The 16,459-nt window shown below is 69.0% G+C and carries 1 protein-coding gene (running past one end of the window); it reads left to right on the top strand.

Annotation, left to right across the window (positions count from 1 at the left end; all coding sequences use genetic code 11):
- A protein-coding gene (locus AAIB33_RS11955) for a carbohydrate-binding protein (RefSeq protein ID WP_345800180.1) crosses the window boundary here: on the top strand, positions 1-16,459 show its 3' portion. It extends 15,593 nt beyond the left edge of the window; the window shows 16,459 of its 32,052 coding nt (coding positions 15,594-32,052); its start codon lies beyond the left edge, outside the window; its stop codon occupies positions 16,457-16,459.

Raw genomic sequence — 16,459 nt, 5'->3', positions numbered from 1 at the left:
GGCCCAGACGACGGCATCCATCGGACTCGCGATCGGCGACGCGACGCTGTCGGCGACCGCAGGCGCCACGACGAAGGCCGAGGTCGAGTCCGGTGCCACCCTCGCCGCGCCGAACGGCACCGTCGAGCTGAAGGCCCTGTCCGGCGATTACGCCGAGTCGTTCTACCGCCGCACAGCGGGTGCCCTCCTCGGCGCCATCGAGCCGAACGCCAACCCGACGGCCGTCGCCTCCGGCACGACCGAGGCGAACCTGCTCGGCCACGTGCGCGTCTTCGACGGCGTCACCTCCACGTCGGGCGCCGTGACGCTCGTGCTCCTCGCGCAGGCGAACGACATCGCGACGGCCGGCATCCGCAACATCGGCGGCGGTCTCATCACGATCGCCGACTCGTCGTCGACGGCGTCCGGAACCCCGCACGTGACCGTGACGCTGGGCGGCGGGAGCTCGGTCATCCGCACGAGCGGCAACATCTCGGCGACGGCCAGCAGCTCGAACGACGCCGACGCGAGCACCTACAGCGCCACCGGCGGCGCCCTGAACGTCTCGACCTTCGAGGCGCGGTCGTCCATGTCGCCCACCGTCTCGGCCGTCATCACGGGCGGCGCCTCGATCACGACCCCCGGCTCGGTGCAGCTGAGCGCCTCGGCCAACCCGCCGCTCCCGCCGGCGTCCGACGGCACGTTCGACGCCGTCAACGGCGTCGACGGAACGGCCCACACGATCACGTTCTCGTCGGCTCACAACGCCACATCGGGCGATGTCGTGACCTACAACACGCAGGGCCAGCCCGTGCTCTCCGGCCTCGTGGCGGGGCGCCAGTACTCCGTCATCGTGATCGACGCCGACACGGTGCAGCTCGGCGTCGTGTTCAGCAACACGAACGTCGACACGACGCTCGACACGATCGACTTCGGCACGCGCAAGCACGGGCTCTCGACGGGCGACACGCTCCTCTACCAGCTCGTGAGCGGCACGCCGCTGACGGCGATCGGCGGCCTCACCGCCAACACCCTCTACCGCGTGTACAAGGTCGACGACTTCCGCATCAAGCTGCAGGCGATCGGCGCCACGACGACGACCGACAGCGTCACGGCGGGCGACGTCGACGAGAGCACGCACACGGTCACCGGCGCGAGCGGCTTCAGCAACGGCGACTACGTCACCTACCACGCGCCCACGACGAACGCGACGTTCACGGCGGGCCAGGTCGACAAGCAGTGGGACTCGGGCAGCAACAGCTGGGTCGCCACGACCGGCGGCAACACGAACAACATCTACTTCGCGGTCGACGCCAACAGCGACCAGGCGTTCGACGACATGGGCTTCCAGACCGGCGACAAGGTGCGCTACTACACCTCGAGCGCCGCGCTCGGCGTGACGACCGGCATCGGCCTCAAGAACGGCGCCTACTACTGGGTCATCCGCAAGAGCGCCCAGAGCTACCAGCTCGCCGACTCCAAGTGCCACGCGACGGGCGCCGCGGCCGACTGCGGCGGCAGCGCACAGGCGGTCGTGCCGCTCTCGATCTCGGGCGGCGGCGCCGCGCTCGCGATCCACTCGCTGACAGCGGCGAACTTCGCGCCGATCACGGGTCTCGAGGACGGCCACGGCTACTACGTCGTCGGCTGCCCCGTCTCGGGCTGCACCGCCGCGAGCGGCTACCAGCTGGCGAACACGGCGGGCGGATCGGCCATCGCGATCACCCACTCCGCCACGACGATCGACGGCGTCGCCTTCTCCTTCACCGGCGGCGGCCACGTGTTCCGCACCGAGGGCATCAACCTGACGAGCCAGGGTGCGACCGTGCAGAAGCTGATCTTCGCGATCACGCCGGCGGCCGGGCCCTCGCCGAAGAACGAGAAGCTCGACGGCATCGGCCAGGCGATCCCCTTCACGGCGGTCGGCGGCGACCAGATCATCTCGGCCTCCGCGACCGGCGGCGGCGGTGGCGCGATCAGCGTCTCGACGGCCCGTTCGTGGTCGGTCTCGGACGTCACGATCAGCGCGACGGTCGGCGCCGGCGCCCACGTGACGGCGGGTTCGATCAGCATCACGACCGACGGCCACTCCGACGCCAAGACGGTCTCGTCGAACGACAGCGGCGGCCTCATCTCGGTCAACGGCGCCGAAGCCGAGACCGATGTGCACCTCTCGAACACCGTCTCGGTGGCATCCGGCGCCGTCCTCACCTCGACCGGAGCGCTCACCGTCTCGGCGAACAGCTCGCTGCACCCGATCATCATCGCGTCGTCCGGCTCGGGCGGCCTGTTCGCGGGCGGCTCCGGTGGCGAGACCGCACGCCTCGACTACTCGACGCTCACGAACATCGGCGGCACGCTCACCTCCCTCAACGGCACGGCGACGGTCGACGCGCACACCGCCATCTACGGCTACGCGAGCGGCACGGCCGACGTCGGCGGCCTCGGCGTCGACGCGAGCAGCTACACCGACTTCCACGTCGGGCAGGGCGCGAGCAAGTCGTGGGACGGCACGACCTACAACCTGTGGGGCGCGTCAGCGGTCACGCGTGCCACCGTCAGCGGACTCGTCGCCGGACGCTTCGTCCTGATCCACGCGCACGTCGACCCCGTGCAGATCGAAGCGCGCTCCGACACGAGCGCGACGGCCTTCGGCGCGGACTCCGACGCCGAGACGGTCGTGAACGTCCGCGGCACGGCCGAGGTCGTGCTCGCGGCGGGCGCCGAGCTCGACGGCCAGATCGCGACGGAGCTCAACGCCGAGTACACGGGCTGGAGCATCACGTCGCACTCGCACGCGCACTGCGGATGCTTCGGCGGCGACACGGACGCCGACTCCACCATCGACGCGCAGACGACGGCGAAGGTCACGGGCCGCAACGGCGCCCTCATCCGCACCGCCGACCTCACGGTGGCCGTCAACCAGCGCGCGACCGGCGCGAACTTCAACCGCGACGCCACCACCGCCGGCGGCTTCCTCGACTTCGGCAACGGCGGCGACTCGCACGGACCGACATCGCTCACCCGCCAGACGTTCTGGGAAGTCCGCGTCATCATGCTGGGCGAGCCGAACCCGAAGCTCACGGTCGACGCGTCCGGCAACATCATCGACATCGTCAACGTCAAGGTGTGCGACTCGAACGGCAACTGCTTCGAGGACAACCCCTTCACCAACACGCACACCACCGGGCAGCTCACCGGCACGACGTTCTACGTCGACGACATCGTCTACGACCACGGCGCACAGGCCCGCTTCCTCACGAACGACCTGCCGGCCTCGCTCGGCGACGCGGGTCTCATCTGGGGCCGCGGCGGCATCTTCGAGTTCCAGCAGACGTGGGACGATGTGCGGCTCGTCAACGCATCGAACCTCAACATGGTGACCAACATCATCGACGTCGTGAACGCGGCGAACTCGCCGCTCATCGACATCCGGGTCGACAGCGTGCCGAACGACGCGTCGAGCGCGAACACGCCGGGCCTGAACGAGAACGGCCCCGCGACGACGTTCGACTTCGACATCACCTACCGCTTCGTGCCGACGCTCGTGCTGCTGCAGAACTCGTGCCCCTTCTCCTGCACGGGCCAGAACCCCTTCATCCGCCTCGACGACTACATCGAGAACCCGCTCGGCACGACGCAGATCACCAACGCCTCCGGCGACATCCTCGCCGGTGCGCGCGGCGTCACGCCCCGCCCGGCAGCGGTGGGCGGCGGCACCCGCGGTCAGCTCATCCGCACCAACGTCCTCGACATCGACGCCCCGCACGGGAACGTCGGACACCAGAGCCCGACGCACGCGAACCCCGACCCGGAGCGCAACCCGATCGCGGTCGAGCTGGTGAAGTACATCCACCCGTCCGCCGAGTTCTGCGGCGGCACGTACGGGGCGGCGCCCTGCCTCCACGACGTGATCGTGACGGTGGATGCCGGTAAGGACGCCGTGCTCGACCTCACCGTGTTCCGCCGGACCGACCAGGCGGTCACCGACCCCATCTCGGTCGTCATCGACCGCATCCGCGCGGGGGACGACGTCGACCTGGTGATCAACGACAGCAAGGCCGGCAACGACACGTCGTCTCTCTCGCTCGTCGAGGTCGACGTCTACAACCCGGGCACGTCGTACTACGACTACACGTACTTCAACCAGTACAACCCCGTGCTCAACGACGGCAGCAAGCTGTCGCCGTGCCCCGGCGGCGACTGCGGCTCGGGCTCGGGCAAGTACGAGACGCACTTCCGCCCGGATGTCTCGGACTCGAACCTCGCGCACATCCTCCGCGCGCTCGGCACCGACAACGACGGCGAGATCGACTCGACGTACACGTTCACCGAGGTGCGCGCGGGCGACGACATCGACATCTGCCACGTCACGACGGGCGGTCAGGAGCCGAAGACCTGCTACACGACGGCGATCGACAGCGCGACGCACGCGATCACGGCCGACCCGGTCTCCGACACCACGATCGACATCGTCATCAACACCGACGTCGCGTGGACCGGCGGTGCGGCGGGCGGCCCCGCCGACGACGGCGCCGCCGGCGAGGTGCCGCAGATCTTCATCCGCACGAACGGCGACATCACGGCGACCGAACTCGTCGGCGACATGCTCGTCGGACACATCCACTCCACGAACGGCGACGTCATCCTGCACTCGCCCGCCAGGATCCTGGATGCCGACGGCAAGGACACGATCGATGTGACGGCTGTCAACATCACGATGTACGCCGGCGAGGCGGGCGGCATCGGCGGCATCGGACTTCCGACGGACTTCCTCGAGATCAACACCGCCGTCCTTCGCGGGACGGGAGCATGGCAGTCCGGCGACGGCGTGCTGAAGGCCTACGACACGGCGTCCGACGACGCGCTCACCGCCGGCATCTACCTCGACGAGCTCACGGGCGACATGCCGCTGTGGGAGATCTACACGGCGGGGTCGACGTCGACCGCGACGGGCAACGTGTCGCTGCGCACGACGGGCGGCAGCATCCTGAACGCCAAGACCAACGCCGACGAGGACAACGTGCGCGGCGACTCCGTCGACATGGACGCCAACGGCGGCTCGATCGGCCTGCAGTCGAAGGACGTCATGGTCGACTCCGGCCGCGCGCCCCCGTTCGGCTGCACCTACCTGAACTGCGGCAACAACCCCGCCACCGGGGCATCCGATCCCGCGCTCGCCGCGGCCGGCGACGATGTCGGCCTCGAGGCTACGGGCGGCATCTACTACACCGAGACCGACTCCTACCTGCGGCTCGTGCTCGCGCACTCGCTCACCGGCAACGTGCGCCTCACCGTCCGCGAGACCGCCGACCTCGACGAGGACCTCTACCTCATCGCGAGCGGCTCCGCCCGGTTCGCCGAATCCGCGAACCGCGGCCCCCAGAACGACGCCGACGCTCCGCGGCTCATCCCCAACGGCACGATCTTCGCCGAGATGGGCAGCGTCGAGCTCCGCGTCGGCGACGACGTGACGCTGCACCAGAACAGCCAGATCCTCGCGGCGCAGACCATCGACATCCGTGGCGACTTCTTCCAGACGATCGGCGCGAGCTTCGGACTCGAGGGGACGCCCCTCAGCGAGTACGGCACCTCGATGATCCTCCGCGGCAAGATCGTCTCGGGCTGCGTCGTCTCGGCGAACCACGCCCTGAACGGCGACGACCCCATGGGCGTCTGCACGCCGTCGACGGCGAACGCGAGCAGCGCGCCGCAGACGAACGTCTGGGGCAGCGACGAGACCGACGTTATCCAGCTCGGCGACCCGTCCGGCCTCGACCACTCGCAGCCGGGCACGAAGACCACGTGGGGGAGCGCGGGCTACATCTTCCTCGGCTCCAAGACGACGGTGCACGGCAACGCGACGCCGACGTCCAACACCGCAGACGGCGAGGACCAGATCACCGTCTGGTACCTGCAATCGATGAACGTCGTGACGACCCCGACGGGCCTGCAGACCGGCACCGGCGCGGGCCACACGCTCAACCTCGACGGCCAGGGCGAGACCGACCACTACGCGGTCTACACCAACGGCAGCCACGGAAGCACCCGCAACTACGTCATCAACGTGCTCGACTCGGGACCCGCGAACCAGGGCGTGGACGAGCTGAACGTGTACGGCTACGACAGCAACCCGAACCTCGCGGCCGACGCTCCGTTCAACGGCGCGAACGGCGGAGCTGACGACATCTGGCTCATGCGTGCGCTGACCTGCATCGACAACGAGTCGCCGTTCACGGTCTCGGGCGTGCCGGCCGTCTGCGGGTCGCCGACCGAACCGCAGGCCGACCACCCCGCGTTCATCGCGCTCCTCGCCGGCAACAACAACCTCGACGGCGGTGTCGGCCTCTACCGTGACCGCATCGCCGGCAACGAGCCGAGCCCCGCCGTTCAGCGCATCAATTACGACCGCGCGCTCAACGGACGCATCACGGTCTTCGGCCTCGGCGGCAACGACGCGTTCTATGTCGACGACACGCAGGCGACGATGACGCTCGACGGCGGTGCGGGCAACGACTCGTTCCAGATCGGCCAGATCTTCGGCACCCAGCGCGACAGCGACCCGGCGCCCGACGGCGGAGCGCTGCTCCCGGCAGACACCTTCCCGTCGCTCGTCGCGACGACGCGCGGCTGGCTGAGCCCCGGCACCCACGCACCGCTGCTCGCGACGGGCGGCACGGGCAACGACCGGTTCATCGTCTACTCGAACCAGGCCGAGGTGCAGCTGAACGGCGACGACGACAACGACCTGTTCATCGTGCGGGCCTTCGCCCTCGCCGCGGTCTGCGACACGAATGCCGACAGCATCGCGGGCTGCGGCCTCGACGACGTCGACTTCCGGCCCGCGGGCGGCGTCTTCCCGACGACGGCTCCGTTCGGCTCGTGCGTCATCGGCACCTACACGACGCGTGGCGGCACTGTGGTCTCGGGCTACACCCGCTACGACCGCAACGGCGACGGCGTCTGCAACAACGCCGACGCGCACATCACGTACAACCACGACGCCGGCAGCAACGTCGACCTCGACAACACGAAGTGGGGCGACGACGTCATCCCGCTCGACGCCAACGGCGTCGCGGTGCCGATCATCGGCTCGGGCTTCTCGACGAGCCGTCCGCTCGACATCCGCGCCGGCGGCGGCGAGGACGAGGTGCAGTACAACGTCAACGCCCCGGTCAACGTCGACGGCGGCACGGGCTTCGACAAGCTCGTCGTGCTCGGCACCGAGTTCGCCGACGACTTCGCCATCACCGACAAGGCGATCTACGGCGCCGGCCTCGCCGTCAAGTACTCCACCGTCGAGGTCCTCGAGATCGACGGTCTCGAGGGCGACGACCAGTTCTTCGTCCTCTCCACCGCCTACGGCGTGGCCTACCGGGTCATCGGCGGTCTCGGCTCCGATCTCATCTCGGTGGCAGGCGACGTCACGAGCGACATCGTCACGCGCGAGCTCGAGGGCATCTCCGGCGCCGTCGACCACATCGTCCTGTCGAACGACCCGCGCTACAACGGCACCGTCGTCGACGGCATCCCGTACAACCTCGCCACGCCTGACGTGGGCGTCGTCGTGATCAAGGAGCAGGGCAGCTCGACGAGCGTGCGCGAAGGCACGACGACGGGCCCGATCCGCGAGACCGCCTTCTATACTGTCGAGCTCAGCAAGGCGCCCACGGCCGACGTGTACGTGACCGTGTCCGCGGCGAACTCTCCCTCGCAGGAGGCTGACGGGTCGCTGCACAACCCGACGGGCTTCGGACTCACCGACGGCATCGGCGACACGATCTGGCTCTGCATCGCCACCGGCCCTGTCGTCGCCGGCGAGTGCTCGACGATCGCGCAGTTCCAGCGCCACTACATCCGCAACGGCGTCGTCATCGACGAGGCCGGACGCGCCGTCGTCCTCACCTTCAACGCCGGCAACTGGAACTCGCCGCAGCGCGTGTATGTCCGCGCCGTCGACGACGACCGTTCCGAGGGCGATCGCACGGTTGTCGTGCAGCACTCCGTGATCTCGGCGGACGCCCGGTTCAACGGCGCGATCGTCCGCCAGGTGAACGTGAAGGTGTACGACAACGACACCCCGGGCATCTACGTGACGCAGGTCGAGCCCGGCACGAGCACCGTGGACGACCGCGGCGTCGTGATCGAGGGCTCGGCGACGACGCAGCGCACCGACGACATGCTCGTGCAGCTCGCGAAGGACCCCTGCCCCGCCGCGAACCCCGGCTGCGGTCTCGTTGTGACCGTCAAGATCTCGATGGATGCCGACTCCCAGCGCCTGCTCCAGATCCTCACGCCCGCGGTGGGCGGCCGCTGGACGCTCGTGCACGACGCCGACGGCGGCATCCACTACGAGCTCACCTTCGACCACTCGAACTGGAACACCCCGGTCCGCCTCACGGTGCAGGCGCGCAGCAACCCCGACCCGGGCGATCCGACGACCGCCGTCATCTCGTTCGGTCAGGCCGGCGTCATCACGTCGAGCTACAAGTTCCCGAACCTGCGTTCCGGCGACCAGCGCGCCGATGTGCTCGTCTACGACGACGAGACCGCTCAGGTCGTCACGATCCCGACCGGCACCGACACGGTCGTCGTGAAGTGCGGCAACGCCGCGTGCACGACGCCCGGCACGACCGACGGCTACACGATCCGCCTCACGACCGCCCCGTCGGGCGACGTGCACGTCGTGATCACGCCCGACGGTCTCGTCGACGTGGTCTCGATCGGCGGCGTCGCGGTCAGCCCGAGCCAGTACGTCAAGATCGGCGGCGACATCCCGTCGCGGGTCTTCCTCGGCAACCTGACCTTCTCCGGCAGCACCGTCACCCGGGCCAACGGCAGCGACACGGGCAGCTTCCTCGACGACGGCATCGCCATCGGCCAGCGTCTCCAGTTCGCCGCCTGCACCGGCACCTACACGGTGCAGTCGGTCGCCCTCGACGGCAAGTCCTTCACGGTGTCGACTCCGCTCGCCTGCTCTGGTCCGACGGTTACCGGGACCTCCATCAACGTCCTCACGCGGCAGGGCCTGTGGAGCGGCACGGGTGCGAGCGTCGCGACAGCGACGGGCGACGACCTCCTCAGCCACTACCGCCTCACGCGTCCGGGCGGCGGCTGGCTCGCGGACGGCTTCCTCGAGGGCCAGTGGGTCGAGGTGTGCGACAGCGCGAACCACTGCGTGCGCGCCAAGATCCAGAACATCCGCGGCACGAACGCGACGCACGACACCGACCTCGAGTTCCGTCCCGTCTCGTACGACGACTTCTCGGCGCTCGTGGGCTCGACGTTCACCGTGACGCGCATCGCGGCGCAGGCCACCTTCACGACGCTCAACTGGATGACCGACCAGGCTGTCTTGCTGCGCGCCGACCTCGGCTACTACCAGCCGATCACCCGCACGGGCGTCAAGATCTTCCCGGCCTCGCAGCACCTGCTGACCCGCCTTCGCGGCCCGCTTGCGGTTGAGGGCGGCGTGACGGGCGCCGACCGGTCGCTCGAGCTCGGACTCAAGCTCCCCGGCGAGCAGGACGGACCGCTCTTCGGCATCGCCGCGCAGGCGCCGGAGTCGAAGCAGATCGACATTCTGAACGTCTACGGCGACGGCAGCGTGGCGAACAACTGGGGCGTCATGACCTCGACGACCATCCGTGGTCTCGGCATGGCGAAGGACCTCGACTTCGGCGCCTCGTACGGCGGCTCGCAGGGTGAGACGTTCGGCGAGCCGCAGATCTTCCCCGGCGGCATCAGCTTCGGCTCCATCTCGTTCGTCGACGGGAAGTACCAGCCCGACACCGCGGTGTCGACGATCGAGGTCGTGAACCTCTTCCTCGGCTCCGGAAACGACCGCTTCGACATCCAGGGCACCCTGCAGCCCGACGTGCCGGTCAAGCTCATCGGCACGGTCACGCTCACGCAGGTCGCCGGACCGTTCGGCTCGACGTACCGGCTCACCCGCTCGACGCCGTTCGACTGGAAGGCGCAGGGCTTCCTGGTCGGCCAGACGATCACGATGACCGGGGGAGCGCAGTTCAAGATCGTCGGCTTCGGCGACGACCACCCGGAGGACACGACCGACAACACGATCGTCTACCTCGTGCTGGTCTCGGGTGCGCCTGTCACCGGCTCGGCACTGCGCACGATCACGGCCGCCGACGTCGTGGTCAAGGGCGGCGTCGCGGCGGGCAACGCGACGGGCGCGATCACCGTCACCTCGATCGGCGCAGACGGCGGCACCGTCACTCGCGCCACCGGCAGCTGGGCGGTCGACGGCTTCGTGGTCGGACAGCTCGTCATGATGGACGGCCTCACCGGCAGCTGGCGCCTCATGGCGATCTCCGCCGACGGCAAGACCCTCACGCTGCAACGCGGCGACAAGATCCCGCCGCCCTTCACGAGCACGTCGTCCGTCTTCGTCCCCGGCCCGCACGGCGGCCTCACGACGGTGCACGGCGGCGGCAACGCCCCGATCCAGACGGTCTTCGAAATGGACCGGGCACTGCCCACTCCCGCCCAGGCCAGCCAGGTCGCCTCGCTCGGCGTCGCGAAGCTCACTCTGACCCGTCGCGACGGACTCAACTGGGCGTTCAACGGACTGCTGCCCGGCAGCGGCTACTATGCCGGCGACCCCTACCTGCACGCCTTCCAGCACATCCAGCTCGCGGGCGAGAACTTCACGCGCATGATCCTCGGCTTCGCCGACGCGCCGTGCCTGATCAACGACCCCTTCCCGGGCTGCGGCATCGGCTCGGTGATGATCCTCGGCGGTCCGGATGCCTCGGTCGCGGGCGCCGTCGCCATCCCGCTCGGCACCAACGTGCTCACCGACGTGCGCGCCGCACAGCCTGTCAAGATCGAGGTCACGACCGCCGTCTACGTCAAGACGTCCAGCGTCGTCCGCACCGACGGAGCCAGCTGGAAGACGGCGGGCTACAAGCTCGGCATGCAGGTGCACATCAGCGGCTTCGCCGGATCGTTCACAGTCTCCGGCTTCTCGAGCGACGAGCGCGAGATGTTCTTCGCCAACACCGCGTGGGCGCCGAGCATGCACCTGAACGCCGCCGGTGTGGCGGTGTGGGATGCCGTCAGCCTGACCCTCACCGCGTGGGACGAGTTCCGCCAGGCGAGCGCCACCATGATCGGCGGCGACATCATCACCGTCTGCAACCGATCGACGATGCTGTTCAAGATCGCCGGCCAGTCCGACGGCCTCGTCGACGACCCGGTGACGTGCGACCAGACGCACACCGCCGGCCCGAACTCGCCGCTCGTCGTGTACGGCGACACGTCGCAGGACGGCATCTGGTACTCCGGCCACCCCGGCGACAACCTGGGCATGGAGTTCGGCCCGAAGCCGTTCGACCCCTTCACGCACATCCCCGACGGCGACAACGAGGACGACGAGTGGGTCTTCGGCCTCGCCAACCCGTTCGACTACAGCGGCAACGACATCATCGACGCCTCCGGCCTGTTCGCCGAGCTCGCGCCGGGAAGCCTCCCGACCGTCGGCATCACGGCCTACGGCGGACTCGGCGACGACCTCATCATCGGCAGCCAGGCGGGCGACCACCTCGCCGGCGGCTCGGGAGACGACGAGATCCGGGGCCAGCGCGGTGTGGACGCGATCTATGGCGACTCGGGCATCAACGTCAACATCCTGACCCGCGCGCTCGACATCGCAACGGTCAACCGCAGTCCGCTGCCGTCGGTCACCGGCGCCGGCGTCATCTCGAACGGCACGACGATCATCCCGGTCGCGGGCGGCATCCCGGGCATCGTCGACGATCTCCTCGTCGCCGGCTCCGACCTCATCTACGGCGAGGGCGCCAAGGGGCTCGGTCTCGGGTCGTTCGCGGTCAACGTCGGCGCCGCACCCGACAGCGCCTACGACGACATCATCTTCGGCGACCACGGTGCGATCGATCAGGACGTCGCAGACCCGAACGAGCCGAGCGCGAAGCCCCAGAAGATCCAGACCACGGCGCTCTCGACGATCATCGCGATCCGCAGCGTCAACCTCGACAAGGGTGGCGACGACGTCATCTTCGGCGGACTCGGACGCGACGTGCTGATCGGCGGCGCGGGCAACGACATGGCCGACGGCGACGAGGCCGATGACATCGTCTTCGGTGACGCGGTGTGGTTCAGCCGCACGCCGGGCGACTGGACGAACGGCCGGTTCCAGGCCCTCTGCGGAACGCTGCTGTACAGCCGCAGCGACATGACGCAAGGCGCCGCAAACCTCGCCAACCTCTGCAACGGCGCCCCCGTTCCGACGGAGAACAACTCGGGCGTCCTGCTCGTGGACGGTGTCGCACAGCCGTTCCGCGACCCCGACGGCGCACCGTGGTGGGCAGAGTACGACGTCGTGAACCTGTATCACGACCTCGCGTCGGACACCGGCACCAAGTGGGCCGGCACGTGGGGCAACGACTACCTCGCGGGCGGCCAGGCCAACGACCTCGTCTTCGGCCAGCTGGGCGACGACGTCATCCAGGGCGACGGTGAGATCGACCGGGCGTACGCCCGCTGGATCGACCAGCACCCGGTCATCACGGGCACGAACTCGATCAGCACCGCCACGGCCACGTTCCACGTCGGCGCCTCCCGCACACCCGCCGGCTGCACCGGCGCCGCGGGAGCGATGACCTGCGACTACACCGGCATCCTCGTGATCGTCGCAGCGGTCGAACTGCCGACCGACGGGCAGGACTACCTCGAGGGCAACGCCGGCAACGACGTCATCTTCGGCGGCCTCGGCCAGGACGACATCGTCGGCGGCTCGAGCGACTTCTTCAGCCTCGTCAATGTCGACCAGCGCCCCGACGGACTCGTCAACCCGGCCTACAACTACCAGCCGGGTCACGACCGCGGCGCCGACATCATCTTCGGCGGCTCGGGCCAGCGCGCGGGCATCAACGACCAGAGCTTCGGAACGGACGGCTCGGCGACTCTCGGCACGGTCACCGGCCAGACGGCGCTGACGCAGACGGTCACGGCCGACCTCGACGCCCGCGACGCCGACACGATCGTCGGCGACAACGGCCGCATCATCCGCATCGTGGGCATCAACCACCTCGACGGAGGCACCGCGACGGCCGGGACCGCAGGAGTCCCGCCGATCGCGAACGCGACCCCCTATGTGACCTTCGTCTACGACACGTATGGCACGCCCGGCACGCAGCGCCTCGTCGTCCGCGGCGTCACGCTCCTCGACTACACGGTCGGCGGCCCTGACTACCTGCCGCAGAACTTCGGCCTCGGCGGCCCCGGCGCCGACTGCAACGGATCACCCACGCAGCCGATCTGCTCGTTCGTCCTCAACACCGACACGGGCACGTGGCGCAACACCTCGTTCCTCGGCGGCACGACGCCGTGGCAGACGGGTGGACGCGACGAGGTGCACGGCGAGACCGGTGACGACACGATCTACGGCGGCGCCGACCACGACGTCATCTACGGCGACGGGCAGAACGACGACATCATCGGCGGCTGGGGCAACGACTGGATCTCGGGCGGCACCGGCGACGACGGAATCCTCGGCGACGACGGCCGCATCTTCACGAGCCGCAACAGCTCGACCGGTGTGACGGCCGCCGGCGCGGCCTGCACGGGCAGCAACAACACGGCCAACTCGGGCAACGCCTGCTACAGCGAGCGGCTGTTCGGCATCCTGGCACTCCTGGCCACCGACCCCGACACGAAGTACTCCAATGGCAATGTCCTGAACGAGTTCATCTACACGCCCGGTCAGGTGCAGACGGCTGTCATCAACGTGGCAGGCGCCCTGCTGAAGTCGGTCGACCTCACGGTCTACAACCTCGGCCCCGACGTGAACGCCGGTCTCAACAAGGTCGTGAACCAGCCGCTCTACGACGCGAACAACTCCGACGACATCATCTTCGGCGGACTCGGCAGCGACTGGATCCACGGCGGCGCCGGCGACGACGCGATCAGCGGCTCCGAGGCGATCGGCGCCGGCCAGCCGGGCTACGCCAGCGGCGGCTTCGCGCAGCACTTCGACGCCGCGGGCAACCCGATCGGCCTCGAGTACATCGACTTCGCCCACCCGTGGAACCCGGGCGACGTGCTGCACTTCGGCGCCGACACCAACCCGTGGCACGCCAACCACCACAACGAGACGCGCCTGGGCGAGTTCCTCCTCTACGACGAGTACGACCCGCGTCGTGAGATCCGCTTCGACGCCTCGGGCAACACGTGGGGCTGCACCTCGTGGACGCCCAGCGGCCACACCTGCACGGGCAGCCCCGCGGCATCCCTCTTCCCGAACCAGTTCTTCCTCAACAACGAAGACCTCACGGGCAACTACTACGTCGGCGCCGACGGCAAGGGCGCGTGCATCGCGATCGACAACCAGGGTCTGTGCACCGCGTGGAAGACCACGCAGGCGACCGACGGCAACGACGTGATCTTCGGCGACCTCGGCAACGACTGGCAGGTCGGCGGCACGGGTCAGGACACGCTCTGGGGCGGCTGGGGCAACGACCTGTCGAACGCCGACGACGACCTGCACTCGGGATGCGTCACCCAGACGCCGAACGGCACGTGCACCGATCCCGTGCCCACCGACACGTGGCTCAACGACCGGCCCGACGGCGTGAACTCGAGCTTCCAGGACCGCGTCTACGGCGGCGCCGGCCTCGACATCCTCATCGGCAACACCGCGGGCGACCGGCTCATCGACTGGGTCGGGGAGTTCAACAGCTACCTCGTGCCGTTCGCGCCGTTCGGCATCGGCACGGTGAGCCGCCAGAACGAGCCGCAGCTGCCCGAGTTCCTGTACGCGCTCAGCCGCAGCCAGGGCGTCGACCTCACCCGCGCTACCGACGAGGGCAGTGACCCGCTGCGCAACGGCGAGCCGTTCGGCGAGCTCGGCCTCATTCGCCAGGAGGACCACGGTTACTGGCAGACCCAGACCGGCGGCCCGACCGACCCGCAGGCCGGCAACATCCCGGGCGGCAAGCGCGACAGCATCCGCGGAGCCGACTTCAACGACGGCACGCTCCAGGGCTTCTCGACCGACTCGGGCACGTTCACGGTCAGCCAGGGCATCCTGAGCGTCACGGCGGCCAGCTCGCAGGGCGACGCGGTGGCGGTGTGGTACTCCGACGCGTACCAGACGGTGTACTACGAGCTCGCGGCGCGCATCTCGATGGACAAGCCGACCGGCGGCTGGAAGGCCAACGCGTACATCATCTTCGACTACTTCTCGCCCACCGACTTCAAGTTCGCCGGCATCGACCAGTCGACCAACAAGATGGTGATCGGCGAGCGCACGGCGACCGGCTGGTGGGTGCGCGCGCAGGGCAGCGTGCCGGGCGGCGTCAAGGCCAACACGTTCTACGACCTCAATGTCGTGATCAACGGCCTCGTCGTCACGGTCACCGCCAACGGAGCGAACGCCTTCAGCTACACCTTCGCGCCGCGGATGATCGGCACCGACAAGGTCGCGCTCAACCGCGGCATGACCGGCTTCGGGTCGAACCAGGCCAAGGGTCTGTTCGACAACATCACGCTCACGGTGATCTCGCCGGAGATCACGATCGACCGCACCGAGTTCTTCGAGGGCACGGCCGTCGCCGCCAAGCAGGACGTCACCGGCACGTGGGCGGTCACGGGCGGTCGCCTGCAGGGCACGACGGATGCCTCGGCCACCGCCACGACGCTCCTGGGCATCCCCACGAGCGGCGCCTCCTACACGGGGGTCCAGCTCCTGCAGCCGACGAGCTACGTCGATCTCACCGCGACGCTGCGCGCGGTGGGCGTCACCGGCATCATGTTCGACTGGTACTCCACGACCGACTACAAGTTCGCGGGGCTCGACCTCGCCGGTCAGCGGGTCGTGATCGGGCACCTGGCCCATGGCAGCCGCACGATCGACCTCGCCGTCGCGCTGGCCCTCACCGCCGGAGTCGACTACGTCCTCGACGTCGTGCTGAAGGCGACGGTCGTCACCATCAGCGTGAACGGCCAGGTCCTGGGCTCGTTCGCCTTCAACGCCCCCGTGGCAGACGGCAGACAAGGCCTGTTCGTGTTCGGGACGGCGGTGACGGCATCCGCCGCCGACTACCGATTCCGCACCGACGACTCGCAGTACACCGGCTCGCCCGCGGCCGCCCCGGCGGTGCGCATCTCGGACGCGACAGTCACCGAGGGTGCGACGGGCACCACGAAGACCGTCACGCTCACGGTCACCCGCGATCAGGCCGGCTCTGCCCAGTCGATCAACTGGAGCGTCGACACGCTCCTCGCGAACGGAGTGACGTGGGGGAGCGACGTCACGGGGGCGACCTCCGGCGTCGTGACCTTCGCGGCCGGCGCCACGACCGCAACCATCACCTTCACCGTCGTCGGCGACGCCGCCAAGGAGACCGACGAGTACTTCATCGTCAGGCTTCAGCCCGCTCCCGGCGTGAACCTCGCCGATGCACAGGGGTTGGTGACGATCAAGAACGACGACTGA

Origin of the sequence: Microbacterium sp. AZCO, from assembly GCF_039614715.1 — a bacterium.
Classification (GTDB): Bacteria; Actinomycetota; Actinomycetes; order Actinomycetales; family Microbacteriaceae; genus Microbacterium.
This window is presented reverse-complemented; position numbering and strand designations above follow the sequence as displayed.